Genomic DNA, 15,443 nt, shown 5'->3' with positions numbered 1-15,443 from the left:
GATTGGCCTGGCGGAAGGCCGGATCAACGCCGGACGGCACGCGAGGCTCGCGAACCGCACTCGGACAGCGCCAATCACTCTCGATGCTCGCTCGACGGACGGTCGCGATTCCGAACCACGCTGGAAGGTGGCGCGTAACCCAGGAGCGGAAGGAAGACCTCGTCGGTGACAGCGGCCAGGTCGGCATCGGATGGCCGGATTCCGAAGACCACGAAGTCGTCCCGCAGCAGGCTGATCGGCAGCGTTATCACCCGTCGCGGCCGGCGGCCGGGCGGGATCTGGCCGCGCTCGGCCGCGCGCTCCAGCACGGTGGCCATAGCGTCCGACAGGGTCGAGCCGGCGATGAGGTCCCGCAATCGCTGTGTCAGCCGCGCGTCGTGAACCGTGTCCGCGATCAGCCCGGAGACCGTGTCGCGGCGGGTGTCGGCGAGGTTCGCCTGCGCCTGACGCAACAGGGTCAGCACATCGTCGCGCAGATCGCCGGTGTCGGGGACCGGCACGTTCGCGAACCGGCTCCCCAGCGTGTCCAGCACCAGCTCGGGCAGGCTGCTCCAGCGGCGGTACAACACGGGTTTGCTGGTGCCTGCCCGGTTGGCGATGCCACTCATGGTGGACTTCGCGTAGCCCAGTTCGGCCAGTTCCTCGCGAGCCGCGTCCAGGATGGCGTCTTCGAGCTCGGCTCCCCGGCGGCGCGACACGGTTTCGACTGCGGACGGGTCCGTCCTCGGTGTGTTCGGCATCACAGCTCCCAAGAAACCTTGCGTTTCCTAATCGCCGAGCCTATCTTGTGGACAAGAAACTAATGGTTTCTTATTCCGAGAGGAGACATCATGACAATCTCCGCCGCTCAGACCCCTCCGGCGTACCCGATGCCCCGCTCCTGCCCATTCGGCCCGCCGCCGCAGTACGCCCAAGTCAGGCAAGAGGCGCCGATCTCGCGAGTGACCCTGCAGGACGGCAGACAGGCGTGGCTGATCACCGGGCACGCCTTGGCGCGGGCGTTCCTGTCCAGTGACAAGATCAGCTCGAACCGTGCGAACCCCGGTTTTCCGCAGCTGGTCCCCGGGGTCGCCTCGGTGCCTCTGAAGGGCACGATCGTGGCCATGGACCCGCCGGAGCACTCCCGGCACCGGCGCATGATCACCAATGAGTTCACCGTCAGGCGGGTCAAGCAGATGCGGCCGGAGATCCAGCGGATCACCGACCGATCCATCGACGAGATGCTCGCCGGACCGCGGCCGGCCGACCTGGTGGAGGCCCTGTCGCTGCCGGTGCCGTCGCTGGTGATCTGCGAGCTGCTGGGGGTGCCGTACGTTGACCGCGGCCGGTTCCAGGGCAGAACCAAGATCATTCTCAGTCGTAACTCGACAAGCGAACAGCGACGTGACACCGCACTGTGGTTGCGCCAGTACATCAACGACCTGGTCGCGGGCAAGGAGGCCCAGCCGGGCGAGGACCTGCTGAGCCGCCTGATCGAGAAATACCGCGGCATCGACGCCTATGACCGCGAGACCCTGACCGGAATCGGTCTCCTGCTGCTGGTCGGCGGTCACGAGACCACCGCCAACATGATCTCGCTGAGCGTGGCCTCGCTGCTGGACGATCCGAAACTGCTGACCGGATTGCGGGAGCGGCCCGAGCAGACCCCGCAACTGGTCGACGAGCTGCTGCGGTTCCACTCCATCGTCGACAACGCCACGTCCCGGGTGGTCGTCGAGGATTTCGAACTGAACGGCACCACCTTCCGCGCCGGTGACGGCGTCATCGTGGCGGCCGCGGCCGCCAGCCACGACCCGGACGTGTTCGCGCGGCCGGATCGGATCGACGTCGACCGCGGCGCACGGCACCATCTGGCCTTCGGTTTCGGGATCCACCAGTGCCTCGGGCAGAACCTGGCCCGACTGGAGCTGGAGATCGTGCTCAACACGTTGTTCGCACGGATACCGGACCTGGCGCTGGCGGACCCCGTGGAGCACCTGCCGTTCAAGAGCGACGCGCTCGTCTACGGCATTCACCGGCTGCCGGTGACCTGGTAACCGAAAGGGGAAACCTGAATGAAGATCATTCTGGACGAGGTCGGTTGCATCCGTACGCCGACGCGGAGCAGCACAAATCCGTCCGGGAGGCAACCATGGTGTGCCCGGGACGGGCGATCTCGATCGAGGGATCACCGTGGAGCAGGTGCGCCGTCTCGTCCAACTGCGATTCCCTCAATGGGCGGGTCTCCCGATTCACCCCGTTGCAAAGCACATCGATGTCGGCACCTGCGGCGTCGGTGATCCGGCTTGGGTCGCTCGCGCAGGAGACCTTCGCAACGATCCGGCGCGGACTGCCCCTGATCACTGACCACTAAGAGGTCCTAACCAAGGGCGTAACGGATAAGGCCTCGTTCACCACATGATCGGGGCGGCGAGGGCCATGAATGCTTCGTGAATGTTGTCACGGATCTGCCGGCGGATGCGCAGGCGGCCGAACCGGTGCAGCAGGGCGATCGTGCGCTCGATCACGCGTGAACGCCCAGCTCGGCGCCGCGACAGTCAGCCGACGCCGTCCTTTGCCTCGGTCTGCCCAGCCCACCCGAGCAGTTCCTCGGACCGTTCCCAGAGGCCGCGGGCGAGGTCGGTGTCCAGCGCGAGCGGGTTGAGCCCCTTGCCCGGTACCCGTTTCGCGTAGAACTCGCCGGAGGCCCAGTCGAGGCCGGGGGTGCCCCCGGCGAGCCAGACGAGCTGATCCGAGGAGGTCGAGCGCGCGCACCATGCCGCCGTGCAGGGTGGATGTCTGGATGATCGCTGCCTGTGAGCCGATGAGCTTGTCCATCAGCAGGCGGGTGAGGAGGAACGGCGCCAGGTGATTGATCTGGAAGGTCTTCTCGAACCCGTCGACGGTCTTCGCGGGGTCGCCGAAGACCCCGCCGGCGTTGTTGGCGAGCACGTCGATCCGCGGATACCTGGCATCCAGGTCCGCGGCCAGCCGCTGTACGTCGTTCAGGCGCGTGAAGTCGGCCACGAAGTGATCCGCGCCGATCGCGGCCGCAACGGCCTTTGTCTTGTGCGGCGACCGTCCGACCACGACGACCGTATGGCCCACCTGGGCCAGTTGGTGCGCGGCAGCGGCGTGTCCGTGGCCGCGTTCAGGTCGCCGGGTGGTCTGTCGCGGCGTGTGCCCGCCGCGACCCAAGTGGCTCGGTGAATCGCAGCATGTTGCCGGAGGGATCGAGGAAGGCGCAGTCGCGGACGCCGTCAGGCTGGGTGATCGGTTCCTGCATCACTTCGGCGCCTGCGGCCTCGAGGTACTCGAAGGTGGCGTCGCAGTCGTCGGTCTGAAAGATCAGACGGCTCAGCAGACCCTTGGCGATCAGATCCTTGATGGCCCGCCGATCGACCGGCGAGGCCCCTGGGTCCGCGCCGGGCGGCTGGAGTAAGATCTGCATGCCCGGCTGCGAGGGCGGGCTGACGCTCGTCCACCGCATTCCCTCGAGTTCGACGTCGTCGCGTACGGCGAAGCCGAGCACGTCCCAGTAGAAGCCGAGCGCCTCGTCGATGTCGTGGACGGTGAGGGTGCAAGAGGCCAGTCTGAGATCCGTGCCTGCCCTGCGACGACCCGGTTGGGAAGGCCGGCTCATCGCCGCTCCGTGTTGCCGGTGCCGAGAAGGACAATGTCGTGGTCGCGGACCCGGTCGGGGTCGGCGTCGATGGCGATGTGGGTGATCTTCCCGTCGCTGATGGTGAATGCGAAGACGGCCTTCGGCTGGCCGCGCTGTGCCCAGACAGCCGCAGGGACGCCGTCGACCAGAGCGAGCCGGGCGGCCTCGGCTCGTCCGGAGAAGAAGGAGGCCACCGCGCGTGCGCCGCGGAGCTCGACCGCCACGACGTCCGGATCGAGTAGTTCGAGCAGGGCGTTGAAGTCCCCGTTGCGGGAGGCGGCCAGGAAGGCCTCGACGATGTCCCGCTTGGCCGATTGCGCGGCATCGGAGGCTTGGGCCGTTCCTTGCACCCGGCGCCGGGCTCGGCTGGCCAGTTGCCGGGCCGCCGCCGGGGAGCGGTCGATGATGGGGCCGATTTCGGCGAATGACACGGCGAAGACGTCGTGCAGGACGAACGCGAGCCGTTCGGCGGGGGTCAGCGTGTCCAGCACCACCATCAGCGCGACACCGACCGAATCGGCGAGCAGCGCCTCGTCCTCGGGTCCGGCCTGACCGTTCGGGTGGACGCTGGGCTGTGGTGTGGCCGGCCCGGGCGGCAGCGCCCCGGCCACGTCCTCGCGCCGGGCTCGGCGTGCATCGAGCATGTTCAGGCAGACCCGGGCGACGATCGTGGTCAGCCACCCTCCCGGGTTCTCTACCTGGCTGGTGTCGGCACGGCTGACCCGCAGCCACGCCTCCTGCACCGCGTCCTCGGCCTCGCCGGATGAGCCGAGCATCCGGTAGGCGACCGCGTGCAGGCGATCCTGGTGCTCGGCGAACCGCTCGCTCAGCCAGTCCTGCTCGATCATCTGTCACATTCCTCCGTCTAGCCGGTCATTACTGATTGACCGGTGAATACACGCCGATGTGACATCCGGCGTTTCACCTGCTGGTCATGCAGCACATACACCTCGAACAGGAGCTCAAGACATGACAGCGCACGTGATCCCGACCCTGCTCGGCGTCCAGGACATGGAGGCCGCCAAGCGGTTCTACACCGACGGGCTCGGCTGGAAGGTCAAGAACGACTACGGCATTTCGGTGTTCTTCGAGTCCGACGGCGCCTCTCCCATCGGCCTTTACGGCCGGGCAGGTCTGGCCAAGCTGGTGGGCACGAGCTCGGAGGGCAGCGGCTTCAGCGGGCTGGTCCTTACCTACGAGGCCAGTAGTGAGGCGCGGGTTGACGAGGTGATGGGGGAGGCCGAGGAAGCCGGCGCCACGATCCTCAAGCCCGCCGACGCCCTGCCGTGGGGTGGGTACGGCGGCACCTTCGCCGATCCGGACGGCTACATCTGGCGCGTCGGCTACAGCGCCCAGGGCAAGGATCAGCCCGCCGCGGAGTAGCCGCAGAGGAAGGGCAAGGAGCAGATCGTGAAGGTCCGCACCCTCGTCGAGCCGCCCGAGGTGGTGGAGGCTCTCGGCGGGGGCGCGCGACCGCCAGTGACGATCACCGTCATCGGGCATTCCCGCCCAGGTCCCGGCCGACCGACGCGTACGTCCGGCTCGGGTCAGACAGGTACAACGCGACGGCGTCCGCCTTGAACTCCGGCGGATACGACTTCATCGCCACGTGGAACTCCTTGCCTCCGGATGTCCATCATCCGGCACTCAAGGTGTCCACACTTCGGGGGGAGGGCCCCAGGTGCGGTGCCCCGGCGTCCGGTGAGCGCCGATACCGCCCCGAAACCACCGCCTTGCTAAGTCTTCTGACTGTGAATGACGGCACGGATCGCGCAGCCGATCCGTGCCGTCAGCAGTGGTGTTTCTTCCCCCGCACTCACCGAAAGGGTCCGTCTTTTCATGAGACTTCCTAGTCGCCCCCTGCCGGCCGTCCTCACGGGCACGCTGACGCTCGTGGCCTCGCTTGTCGTGGCCACCCCGGTGGTCGCTCAGGCACAGGCGGGCGCCATCGACTGGCAATCCTGTACAGAGCCCAAGGAAGGCATGCAGTGCGCCACCATCAAGGTGCCGCTCGACTGGTCGCGGCCCAAGGGCCGGACCATCCAGATCGGTCTGGCCCGCCGCAAGGCCACCGGTCCCGCCTCCACCCGTATCGGTACCGCCCTCATGGTCCCGGGCGGCCCAGGGACCTCCGGCGTCGCCGTGCTCGCGCGAGACCCGCAGTTCACCGCGGCGGTGCAGGAGCGCTTCGACGTCGTCACCTTCGACCCGCGCGGCATCAACACCAGCACCCAGATCAAGTGCGCGACCGCGCTGGTCGATAAGGTGATGAACACCCCGATGCCGCAGAGCAACGCCGCCTTCGAATCATTGAAGCTGGCCAACAAGCAGCTCAGCGAGAACTGCCGCAAGCTCTCGGGTCCCCTGTACGACCACATGGACAACCTGCATGTTGTCCAGGACATGGACGCCATCCGGGCCGCGCTGGGCGAGAACAAGATCACCCAGATCGGATACTCGTACGGAACCGTAAGGGTCCAGCAGTACGCCGCGATGTTCCCCGATCGCGTCCGGGCGAGTGTCGCCGACGGCAACGTCGACCACAGCATCGAGACCATCACCGAGATGATGGACTCCGCGACCGCCCCGGCGGAGAAAAACTTCCTCCAGTTCGCCGCCTGGTGCGACAAGACCGCTGACTGTGCCCTGTACGGCAGGGGCACCAAGAAGATCTTCGGCGAGTTGCGCGAGCGGGCCAAGAAGGGAACGCTCAAAGACCCGCTCAACGGCCAGCCTCTCGATGTGTACGGACTGTCCCGGATAGCCCTCGGCGTGAACATGCCGGAGTTGTGGAAGGACGTCGCCAGCACGTTCAAGTCCCTCTACGACGGCGGCGCCGCGATGCCCAAGCCGAAGGCCGCACCGAAGGCGAAGGCCGGGAAGACGCAGAACTTCACCCGGCAGGCGTCGTTCTGCCAGGACTGGAACTTCCGGATCAAGCAGTACTCCGAGTTGAGGACCCTGCTCTCCCGGCTCGCCGCGAAGTACCCCAACATGATGTGGAACGACGTCCATCGCGCGGCCGTCCTGGACTGCGCGGGATACCCGGGCAAGGCCACCAACCCCCAGGCGCCCCTGAAGATCGTCGGCGCGCCGCCGATGGTCATGGTGGGCAACGTGAACGAGTACGCCAGCGTCTACGCCTGGTCCAAGAACGCCGCGAAGCAGGCCGGAGCGACCCTCGTCACCTACGAGGGTTACGGGCACACCGTCTACCCCCGCACCGTCGCCTACGGGCCGAGTGACTGCGTCAACGATCTAATCGACGACTACCTGATCAACCTCAGGGTCCCGGCGCGTGGCAGTAGCTGCGCGGGCATCGAGGTTCCGGGCACCGGCGGGCCGCAGCCGCCGCGGTCGTAGCCGATCCTCGTACTTCGCCGCGCTGCCGGGACACACGCCTCATGGCGGTCCCGGCAGCGCCGGACGGCGAGGCACGCGCACGTCGACCGGATCCGGTATACCGTCCTCGACGTGCTCGAACGGGCGGCGTCCGCCGCAACGGCCGAGACGGAGGCGGCCGACCGCCTCGTCACGGAGCGGCCCGAAGCCGAGCAGTCTTTGGTTCCAGCCGGGGACGCCCTCCGGCACGGCCCGGCCGCACGAGGAATGAAACCCTAAGGCAACCCGATATAGAACATCCTTGCTGATATGCGTTCCTGTCCGGACGCGCGGCTTGTGAGGAGGCGGCGATGCGCGTGCTCGTGGTGGAGGACGACAAGGAGATGGCGCAGACGGTCGCCGTTGGTCTGCGCCGGGCGCGGATGGCTGTGGACGTGGCGTTCGACGGTCCGGGCGGTCTGGAGCGCGCGGTGTGCAACGACTACGACGTGATCGTGCTGGACCGGGATCTGCCCGGGATGCACGGCGACACCGTGTGCGCCCGGCTGTTCGCGGCCGGGTGCCGGAGCAGGGTGCTGATGCTGACCGCCGCCGCGACGACGGAGGACCTGGTCGACGGGCTCGGCCTGGGCGCCGACGACTACCTCCCCAAACCGTTCGACTTTCCCGTGCTGGTCGCGCGGGTCGGTGCGCTGGCGCGCCGCGCCCATCCGGTCGTGCCGCCGGTGCTCCGCCATGAAGACCTCGTGGTCGACACCGCGCGGCGCAGGGCGAGCCGGGGAGATCGGCCGCTGGAGCTCGCGCCCAAGGAGTTCGGCGTGCTGGAGCTGCTGCTGGCCTCCAGAGGCCGGTCCGTGTCTGCCGAGGAACTGCTCGAACGGGTCTGGGACGAGGCCACGGACCCGTTCACCAAGGCCGTGAAGATCACGATCAGCCGGTTGCGAGCCAAGCTCGGGGATCCCCCGATCATCGAGACCGTGGCCAAGAGCGGATACCGGATCTGAGGCGAACGTGCGCGTCGTGAACCGGCTCGCGAGCCGGATAGCCCTACCGCACCTGCCGCGCCGTACCGTGCGGTTGCGGATGACCCTCCTGTACGGCAGCCTGTTCCTCCTCTCCGGCGCCGGCCTGCTGACGGTCACCAACTTCCTGGTGCGCCACGCCGTCGCCGGCCTGCCTGTCAAGGGCTTCATCCCCGCCCCCGGCACCACCCCGAAGCCCGTGGACCCGTTCGCGGTCCCGCCGCCCAGAGACCACCAAGCCGAGGTCCACCTGGCGGAGGAGGCCGTGACACGTTCGATGTCCGCCCTCGTGGAGCAGTTCCTCATCCAGTCCTGGATCGCCCTCGCCCTGATGTCGGTGATCTCGATCGCGCTGGGCTGGATCGTCGCCGGGCGCATCTTGAGCCGACTGCGCACGATCACCGCGGCGGCGCGGGACATCTCCGCGACCAACCTGCATCGGCGCCTGGCCCTTGACGGCCCGGGTGACGAACTCAAGGAGTTGGGGGACACCTTCGACGACCTCCTGGGCAGGCTCGACGCCGCCTTCCGGGCCCAGCGCCAGTTCGTCGCCAACGCCTCCCACGAGCTCCGTACACCCCTGGCCCGCCAGCGGGCACTCGGCCAGGTCGCCCTCTGCGACCCCGACGCCACCGTGGGCTCCCTGCGGGCGGCTCACGAGCGGATCCTCATCGCGGGCGCACAGCAGGAACGCCTCATCGAAGCGCTCCTCACCCTGACCCGCGGTTACGCGGGCATCGACGTCCATCACCCCTTCGACCTGGGCCAGCTCACCAACGAGGTCATCGAGGCCCACAGGCCCGAGGCCGGCCACCGGACCGTGACGATCCAGGCGTCGATCTCCCCCGCTCTGGCGACCGGTCACCGCCCCCTTGCCGAACGCCTCGTCACCAACCTGCTGGACAACGCCATTCGGCACAACACACCACACGGCCGCGTAAAGATCACCACCGGGATCGTGGACGGCCACCCCGTCGTCACCGTAGCCAACACCGGTCCCGTGGTGCCGTCGAACGCCGTCGAACAGCTCTTCCAGCCGTTCCAGCGTCTCGGCACCGCCCGCGCCGACCGCGGCGAAGGGCTGGGCCTCGGCCTGTCCATCGTGCAGGCCATCGCGACCGCCCACGCCGCCACCATCACCGCCAGCGCGAGGTCTGAGGGCGGCCTGACTATCGCGGTCAGCTTCCCGATCCCTCGGCTGGCCCCGCCACCCTCGGCGCAGGCCCGTACGACCCCGCTGGTCAGCTCTTGAAGCGTTTCCGGATAGGGGGCCTTCGCCGGAACAGTTCGCGCAACACCTATACGGAACACCTCGACCTGGGGCGCTATCTCGGCCGGCGGGTGTTCCGGCTGAGGATCGGAACACCACCGGACCTCCCGCGCGAGAGGCGACTGCCACCCGGCGGGGGACGGCGTCCTGCTCCCGGGGTTGTCTCAGACCCGAAGCGGCTGTGCTCTGGATCGCGGTTGAGGTTGACCTGGGGTCAGGGTGGAAGCTCGGCGCAGCGGCGCGACGCCGCGGACCTGACACGTCGAAGGGCGAACCACCATGACGATCATCCTTTCCGATCAGGACAAGAGCACCCTGCGGATTGCCGCGTACGGCGCCGTGACGCTGATGGCCGCCGCCGGCGCCCCTGGCAAGCCTCACAAGATCGCCACCTCCGGCAGCATCGCGCTGGGGCCGGCCACAGGTCTGATCGGGCATGTGCTCGCCGACTACCCTGAGGGCAAGGACCTGAACGGCAGGTCCGTGGCCGAGATCGCCGACCGCGTGCTGCCGGCCCTGACCGCGGCCGTGAACCTCCTGAAACAGCAGGACCCGGCCGAGGCCGACAGCTTCCGCAGCACCGTCCTCGTCGCCGTCGAGACCGCCCAGACGCACCGGGGCCGGCCGAGCCCCGCCACGGCCGAGATGGCCTGCAAGATCACCGAAGCGCTCGACGCCGCCGGGGTGGCCGTCGCGGACAGCGGGGCCGTGCTGGAAGCCGCGGCCGGGCAGGATCGTCCGGAGCTGCAGAAGGCGATCGAGGAGATCGTCGAGTCCGGTTTCCTCGGGATGTCGCTGCGTGTGCGCGACGAGCGGGGCGAGTGGGCCGGCAGCGCCGGGGTGGCCGAGTTGGGCGGGACCGCCAAGCCGCCGGTCAACGGGCATGCCCGGATCGGCAGCAACACCAAGACCATCACCGCGACCCTGGCGTTGCAGCTGGTGGCCGAGGGCAAGATCGAGCTGGACACCCCGGCTGCCGTCTACCTGCCCGAGTTCGGGCTGAACGAGCGGATCACGGTGCGGATGCTGTTGCAGCACACCAGCGGGCTGTTCAACTTCACCGGCGACGACGGCGGCGACGGGACGATGGTGCCGGGGATCCCCGTGCCCTACGGCACCACGGCCAAGGAGTGGGTGGACAACCGGTTCCGCACTTACCGGCCCGAGGAACTGGTACGTCTGGCGCTGTCCAAGCCGGCCCGGTTCGCGCCGGGGACGGGCTGGAGCTATTCCAACACCAACTACGTGCTGGCCCGGCTGCTGATCGAGAAGGTCACCGGCCGCTCGCTGGCCGAGGAGCTGCAGGAGCGCATCCTGGGGCCGCTCGGGCTGTCGGGCACGGTGGTGCCGGACGCCTCGCCGGAGATCCCCGAGCCGCACGCCCACTTCTATCACTGCTACGAGGAAGACGGAGAGCGGAAGACGATCGACATCACCCGCCACAACCCCTCCTGGGTCTCCACCGGCGGTGACATGATCTCGACCAGCCAGGACCTGGCCACGTTCATCTCCGCGCTGATGGGCGGCAGGCTCCTGCCGGCCCCGCTGCTGGCCGAGATGTGCGCCCCGCGCCCGACGGGCATCCCGAACATGGACTACGGGCTGGGGGTGTTCGTCCAGAAGACGGACTGCGGCGGCACCGTCATCACCCACAACGGCGGCCTGGCCGGCTCCGCGGGGATGATGTGCAGCACGCCCGGTGGCGGCAAGACCCTGACCGCCGTACTGAACTGGGTGGACGACGTCGATCTGTCCGTGGCGTCAGCGTTCCAGAGCGCCCAGCGAAGGCTCGTCAACGAGGTGTTCTGCGGCGAGCAGGCCGACCCGGCTCAGCCGGCGGACTGAACATCTGTGCCCCGTACGTCTCGAAGGGCGACCCCTTCCGGTCGTGCACCAGGGAGAACGCGAACCGGGGTCACCTGCTCGGCTGTGGTCCGCCCGGTCGCCGAGCGCGAGCACAAGGCAGGATTGTGCCGATGAACAAAGTCACGATCGGGCAGGCGGCGGCATTCGTCGGCGTCACCGTGAAGACGGTGCGCCACTACCACAAGCTCGGCCTGGTGAAGGAGCCGGAACGCGACAGCTCCGGCTACCGCAGGTACGCATCGGCCGAGCTGTTGCGGCTGGTGCAGGTCCGGACGCTGGCCGCCGCCGGGGTGCCGCTGGCCGAAGTCGGGCCCCTGCTCGACGCCGACCCCGCGTTGTTCGCCGCCGCGCTCGCCGGCGTCGAGCAGCAGCTCACCGAACGGATCGAGGAGCTGATCGCGCGCCGTGACATGCTGCACCGGCTCGCCGACAGCGACCGGGCTCTGCTGCCCGACCGCGCCCTGGCGCTGCTGGAGCGGCTGTCCGGCCTCGGCTTCCCCGCGGACGACGTGGCGGCCACCAGGGAGGGCTGGGTGCTGGCCAGGGCCCTGGTCCCCGAAGGCTTCGACGACTACCTCACCCATGTCGAGCACGCCCTCGACGACCCCCGCTTCGTCGCGTTGATCAAGCGCGCCACCGAAGCTTCGAGCTGGGAGCCGGACGACCCGCGCATTGCCGACCTCGCCACCGCCATCGCCGACCACTTCCTCGCCAACCCCGCACACCTGAAGATCGTGACCAGCCTGCAAGCCCGCACCGACGCCGCGGCCCGGTACCACCTGATCGCCCACCACGGCGAAGAGCAGGGATCGGCCACCTCCCGGGGGGTCGCGCTCATCGAGGCCAAACTCCGCGCCGCGGGCATCCGTATCCCCAGACCGGACACCTACTGACCGCTCCGGTCCCCAGGCCGAAGGACCGGGACCGGCCGGGAGCTCCGGGCGCCGGAATCGCCGGCGACGGAACACGGATGATCTTTTCTGGAGGCACTGCCCTGCGGGCAACTCAACGATCGGCGTGAGGAGTTCGGCGCAGCAGGTAGGTGTCCATGATCCATCCCTTGCGGGCGCGCGCTTCGGCGCGGAGCTCGCGGATGCGGTCGCCGACCTCGGCGACGTTCCCGGAAACCAGGATCTCGTCAGGGGTGCCCAGGTAGGCGCCCCAGTAGATGTGGAAGTCGTCGAGGCCGGTGAAGGAGCAGTGGGCGTCCAGCATGACGACCATGTCCTCGGCGGTGGCGCCCTCCTCGGCCAGGCGGCGCCCCGTGGTGAGGTGGACGGGCCGTCCGACCTGGTTGAGGCTGGTGCGGTGGCGGGCGGTCAGGGTGGCCACGCTGCTGATGCCGGGGATCACCTCGTACTCGAACGTGACGTTGCCGCGCTGGAGGATCTCTTCGACGATGGCCAGCGTGCTGTCGTACACGCCCGGATCTCCCCAGACCAGGAACGCCCCTGTTTCGCCGTCGGTCAGTTCCTCGCCGATGAGCGCTTCGCAGGCCAGGGCTCTGCGCGAGCGCCAGTCCTGGACGGCTGCGGTGTAGGCGGAGGCGTCCCGGTCGCGTTCGGGGTCGCGGGCCTCGGCGATCCGGTACGGCGGGCGGCCGTGTTCGGCGATCAGGTCCTGCCGCAGTCGCACCAGTTCGTCTTTCACCTCGCCCTTGTCGACGAGGAAGAACACGTCCGTGCGGGCGATGGCCTTGGCCGCCTGAAGGGTGAGATGGTCGGGATCGCCCGCGCCGATGCCGATGACTAGTAGCCGCTTCACCCATAAGAGTGTGCCAGAGCGGGAGATATACGATATCGCTCGCTAAAACACCCGAGGAGGACCGTGGATCTGGCCGAGCAGGGCGAGGGCTTCGCCGCGTTCTGGCAGGAGCGGCATCTGTGCACGATCGCCACCTCTCGCCCCGGCGGGCCGCCGCACGTGGTCCCGGTGGGGGTCACGCTGGACCTGGCGACGGCGACCGCCCGTGTGATCACCTCCGGATCTTCGTACAAGGCCAGGCTCATCGCCCGGTCCGGCCCGTCCGGCGCGCTGGTGGCGCTGACCCAGGTGGACGGCCGCCGGTGGTCGACGCTGGAGGGCCTCGCCGTGCTGCGGACCGAGCCGGAGCAGGTGGCCGACGCCGAGCGCCGCTACGCCGCCCGCTACAAGCCGCCGCGTCCGAACCCGTCCAGGGTGGTCGTGGAGATCAGGGTGACGAACGTGCTGGGCAACGTGTGATCACCGTCGTCGGCATCGGCGCGGACGGCTGGGACGGGCTGCCCGCCGAGTCGCGCCGTGCGCTGGAGGCGGCCGAGATCATCATGGGCAGCACCCGGCAGCTCGGCCTCGTGCCGGCTTCCACCGCCGAACGGGTCGCCTGGCCCTCACCGCTGCTCCCGGCGCTGCCCGCGCTGATGGAGGAGTACGCCGACCACAATACGTGCGTGCTGGCCAGCGGCGACCCGATGTTCTACGGCATCGGCTCCACCCTGGTGCGGCTGCTGGGCGCCTCGCGGGTCCGGGTGCTGTCGCACCTGTCGTCGCTGTCGCTGGCGTGTGCCCGGCTCGGCTGGCCGGTCGAACAGGTGGAAGTGGTGAGCCTCGTGGGCCGCCCGCCGGCGGCTCTGAACGCCGCCCTGCTGCCGGGACGGCGGATCGTCGTGCTCGGCGCGGGGGTCGACTCGCCGTCCCTGGTGGCGGGGCTGCTGGTCGGGCGGGGGTACGGCCCCAGTCCGATGACGGTGCTGTCGGATCTGGGCGCGGCGGCGGAGTCGGAGCTGCGGAGCACGGCAGACGGATGGGTGGCGTCCGCGCCCTCCTCCTTGAACGTGATCGCGATCGAGTGCGTCGCCGAGCCGGGCACCGAGCCGCTGGCCCGCGTCCCCGGCCTTCCTGACTCGGCGTTCGAGCACGACGGACAGCTCACCAAGCGCGAGGTCCGCGCCGTCAGCCTGTCGCGGCTGGCACCGCTGCCCGGCGAACTGCTGTGGGACGTCGGCGCGGGGGCGGGCAGTATCGCCATCGAGTGGATGCGCAGCCACCCGGCGTGCGCCGCCGTCGCGGTCGAGAGCCGGGCCGATCGGGCAGCCGCGATCCGGCGCAACGCCGACGCACTCGGCGTGCCGTCGCTGCGGGTCGTCGAGGGCAGGGCGCCCACCGCCCTGGACGGATTGCCCGCACCGGACGCCGTGTTCGTCGGCGGTGGCACGACCGTGCCCGGACTGCTGGACAGGTCCTGGGCGGCGCTGCGGCCCGGCGGCAAGCTCGTGGTCAACGCCGTCACCCTGGAGTCCGAGGCCGTCGTGGCCGGATGGTACGCCCGGCTCGGCGGCGATCTGGTGCGTCTGGCCGTGCAGCGGGCCTCGCCCGTCGGCTCGTTCACGGGATGGCGGGCCGCGATGCCGGTGACCGTCTGGTCGGTCACCAGGAAGGATCAGCCGTGACCGTCTACTTCATCGGAGCGGGCCCAGGCGCCGCCGATCTGATCACGCTGCGCGGGCTGCGGCGGCTGGAGTCCTCGCCGGTGTGCCTGTACGCGGGCTCGCTGGTGCCGCGTGAGCTCCTCGCCTCCTGCCCGGCGGACGCGAGGCTGGTGGACACGGCGAGCCTGACGCTGGACGAGATCGTCGCGGAGCTGGCCGACGCCCACGATCAGGGCCTGGACGTGGCCCGGCTGCACTCGGGCGACCCGTCGGTGTTCAGCGCGGTGGCCGAGCAGATGCGTCGGCTGGACACGCTCGGGGTGCCGTACGAGGTGGTGCCCGGAGTGCCGGCGTTCGCGGCGGCGGCGGCCTCGCTCGGCCGCGAGCTGACTGTGCCCGGGGTCGGCCAGACGATCATCCTGACCCGCACCTCGGCACGGGCCACGCCGATGCCCGAGGGCGAGGACCTGACGACGCTCGCCGCCAGTGGCGCGACGATGGTGCTGCACCTGGCCGTTCAGCGGATCGACGCGGTGGTGGCCGGACTGCTGCCCTCCTACGGCCCCGACTGCCCGGTCGCGGTGGTCGCGCGGGCCAGCAGGGCTGATGAGGTGATCCTGCGCGGGACATTGGCAGACATCGCCGGTCAGGTCCACGAGGCCGGCATCCGGCGCACGGCGGTGATCGTCGTCGGGCGGGTGCTCTCGGCGACGCAGTTCCCCGACAGCCACCTCTACAGCGCGGAACGGGCACGGCCGTGCGCCGGGTCCTGATCCTGGGCGGCACCGCCGAGGCGCGTGCCCTGGCCGCCGAGTTGGCCGGCGAGTTGGCCGGCGGGGGGACGTACACGGTGTCGTCGCTGGCCGGACGGGTGACCAATCCTCGGCTGCCGG

At 69.4% G+C, this 15,443-nt stretch carries 14 protein-coding genes and 2 pseudogenes; 10 read left to right on the top strand and 6 right to left on the bottom strand.

Annotation, left to right across the window (positions count from 1 at the left end; genetic code table 11):
• Positions 1-74: 74 nt before the first annotated feature.
• Positions 75-740 (bottom strand): TetR/AcrR family transcriptional regulator, encoded by a 666-nt coding sequence (locus E1267_RS14005; RefSeq protein WP_132332876.1) that lies wholly within the window; start codon positions 738-740, stop codon positions 75-77.
• Between the two features lie 90 nt (positions 741-830).
• On the opposite strand from E1267_RS14005, the gene E1267_RS14000 reads away from it, so the two are divergent.
• Complete coding sequence (locus tag E1267_RS14000) at positions 831-2,036, top strand: cytochrome P450 (protein WP_132332875.1); 1,206 nt, start codon at positions 831-833, stop codon at positions 2,034-2,036.
• Positions 2,037-2,814: 778 nt separating this feature from the next.
• Here E1267_RS14000 and E1267_RS47880 read toward each other — a convergent pair.
• The 3 genes and pseudogenes from E1267_RS47880 to E1267_RS13985 all read right to left on the bottom strand — a co-directional run.
• A pseudogene (locus E1267_RS47880) lies at positions 2,815-3,069 on the bottom strand (SDR family NAD(P)-dependent oxidoreductase); the annotation flags it as partial.
• 61 nt (positions 3,070-3,130) lie between these two features.
• Positions 3,131-3,622, bottom strand: a complete 492-nt coding sequence (locus E1267_RS13990; RefSeq protein ID WP_132332874.1) for a VOC family protein — start codon at positions 3,620-3,622, stop codon at positions 3,131-3,133.
• Positions 3,619-4,491 carry a sigma-70 family RNA polymerase sigma factor gene (locus tag E1267_RS13985; RefSeq protein WP_132332873.1) on the bottom strand — a complete coding sequence of 291 codons (873 nt, stop codon included), beginning with the start codon at positions 4,489-4,491 and terminating at the stop codon, positions 3,619-3,621. Before E1267_RS13985 ends, E1267_RS13990 begins: the two co-directional genes overlap by 4 nt.
• 121 nt (positions 4,492-4,612) lie before the next feature.
• On the opposite strand from E1267_RS13985, the gene E1267_RS13980 reads away from it, so the two are divergent.
• A complete protein-coding gene (locus E1267_RS13980; protein WP_132332872.1) occupies positions 4,613-5,026 on the top strand; it encodes a VOC family protein in 414 nt (137 codons plus the stop codon).
• Positions 5,027-5,150: 124 nt separating this feature from the next.
• On the opposite strand, the pseudogene E1267_RS13975 reads toward E1267_RS13980, so the two are convergent.
• Positions 5,151-5,252 (bottom strand): annotated as a pseudogene (locus tag E1267_RS13975) (NUDIX hydrolase); the annotation flags it as partial.
• Positions 5,253-5,482: 230 nt separating this feature from the next.
• Between E1267_RS13975 and E1267_RS13970 the strand changes: the two are divergent.
• From E1267_RS13970 to E1267_RS13950, 5 genes are all read left to right on the top strand, one after another.
• Positions 5,483-7,006, top strand: coding sequence for an alpha/beta hydrolase (locus tag E1267_RS13970; RefSeq protein WP_165959601.1), 1,524 nt, complete (start codon positions 5,483-5,485; stop codon positions 7,004-7,006).
• Positions 7,007-7,335: 329 nt separating this feature from the next.
• Positions 7,336-7,989 carry a response regulator transcription factor gene (locus tag E1267_RS13965; protein ID WP_132332870.1) on the top strand — a complete coding sequence of 218 codons (654 nt, stop codon included), beginning with the start codon at positions 7,336-7,338 and terminating at the stop codon, positions 7,987-7,989.
• 16 nt (positions 7,990-8,005) lie between these two features.
• Positions 8,006-9,259, top strand: coding sequence for a sensor histidine kinase (locus E1267_RS13960; RefSeq protein ID WP_220449477.1), 1,254 nt, complete (start codon positions 8,006-8,008; stop codon positions 9,257-9,259).
• Positions 9,260-9,556: 297 nt separating this feature from the next.
• Positions 9,557-11,122, top strand: coding sequence for a serine hydrolase domain-containing protein (locus tag E1267_RS13955; protein ID WP_246063855.1), 1,566 nt, complete (start codon positions 9,557-9,559; stop codon positions 11,120-11,122).
• A 131-nt stretch (positions 11,123-11,253) separates the two neighbouring features.
• Positions 11,254-12,036 (top strand): MerR family transcriptional regulator, encoded by a 783-nt coding sequence (locus E1267_RS13950; protein WP_132332869.1) that lies wholly within the window; start codon positions 11,254-11,256, stop codon positions 12,034-12,036.
• Between the two features lie 112 nt (positions 12,037-12,148).
• On the opposite strand, the gene cobF is transcribed toward E1267_RS13950, so the two are convergent.
• Positions 12,149-12,907, bottom strand: coding sequence for a precorrin-6A synthase (deacetylating) (gene cobF, locus E1267_RS13945; RefSeq protein ID WP_132332868.1), 759 nt, complete (start codon positions 12,905-12,907; stop codon positions 12,149-12,151).
• Positions 12,908-12,970: 63 nt separating this feature from the next.
• Between cobF and E1267_RS13940 the strand changes: the two genes are divergently transcribed.
• The 3 genes from E1267_RS13940 to cobM are packed head-to-tail and all read left to right on the top strand — an operon-like array spanning position 12,971 to position 15,323.
• Positions 12,971-13,366, top strand: a complete 396-nt coding sequence (locus tag E1267_RS13940) for a pyridoxamine 5'-phosphate oxidase family protein (RefSeq protein WP_132332867.1) — start codon at positions 12,971-12,973, stop codon at positions 13,364-13,366.
• Positions 13,363-14,571 carry a precorrin-6y C5,15-methyltransferase (decarboxylating) subunit CbiE gene (gene cbiE / locus E1267_RS13935; protein ID WP_132332866.1) on the top strand — a complete coding sequence of 403 codons (1,209 nt, stop codon included), beginning with the start codon at positions 13,363-13,365 and terminating at the stop codon, positions 14,569-14,571. The genes E1267_RS13940 and cbiE overlap by 4 nt, the downstream gene beginning before the upstream one ends.
• Positions 14,568-15,323, top strand: coding sequence for a precorrin-4 C(11)-methyltransferase (cobM, locus tag E1267_RS13930; protein ID WP_132332865.1), 756 nt, complete (start codon positions 14,568-14,570; stop codon positions 15,321-15,323). Before cbiE ends, cobM begins: the two co-directional genes overlap by 4 nt.
• Positions 15,324-15,443: the final 120 nt, after the last annotated feature.

Origin of the sequence: Nonomuraea longispora, assembly GCF_004348345.1 — a bacterium.
GTDB lineage: Bacteria > Actinomycetota > Actinomycetes > Streptosporangiales > Streptosporangiaceae > Nonomuraea > Nonomuraea longispora.
The sequence above is the reverse complement of the archived record's forward strand: the minus strand, read 5'-3'. Positions and strand labels throughout refer to the sequence as shown.

What these genes read in the sequence shown, in the direction of transcription:
- E1267_RS13950 (WP_132332869.1), top strand. Translation starts at nt 11,254, where the DNA reads ATGAACAAAGTCACGATCGGGCAGGCGGCGGCATTCGTCGGCGTCACC.
- E1267_RS13970 (WP_165959601.1), top strand. Translation starts at nt 5,483, where the DNA reads ATGAGACTTCCTAGTCGCCCCCTGCCGGCCGTCCTCACGGGCACGCTG.
- E1267_RS14005 (WP_132332876.1), bottom strand. Translation starts at nt 740, where the DNA reads ATGCCGAACACACCGAGGACGGACCCGTCCGCAGTCGAAACCGTGTCG.
- E1267_RS13990 (WP_132332874.1), bottom strand. Translation starts at nt 3,622, where the DNA reads ATGAGCCGGCCTTCCCAACCGGGTCGTCGCAGGGCAGGCACGGATCTC.
- E1267_RS13955 (WP_246063855.1), top strand. Translation starts at nt 9,557, where the DNA reads ATGACGATCATCCTTTCCGATCAGGACAAGAGCACCCTGCGGATTGCC.
- E1267_RS13965 (WP_132332870.1), top strand. Translation starts at nt 7,336, where the DNA reads ATGCGCGTGCTCGTGGTGGAGGACGACAAGGAGATGGCGCAGACGGTC.
- E1267_RS13985 (WP_132332873.1), bottom strand. Translation starts at nt 4,491, where the DNA reads ATGATCGAGCAGGACTGGCTGAGCGAGCGGTTCGCCGAGCACCAGGAT.
- E1267_RS14000 (WP_132332875.1), top strand. Translation starts at nt 831, where the DNA reads ATGACAATCTCCGCCGCTCAGACCCCTCCGGCGTACCCGATGCCCCGC.
- E1267_RS13980 (WP_132332872.1), top strand. Translation starts at nt 4,613, where the DNA reads ATGACAGCGCACGTGATCCCGACCCTGCTCGGCGTCCAGGACATGGAG.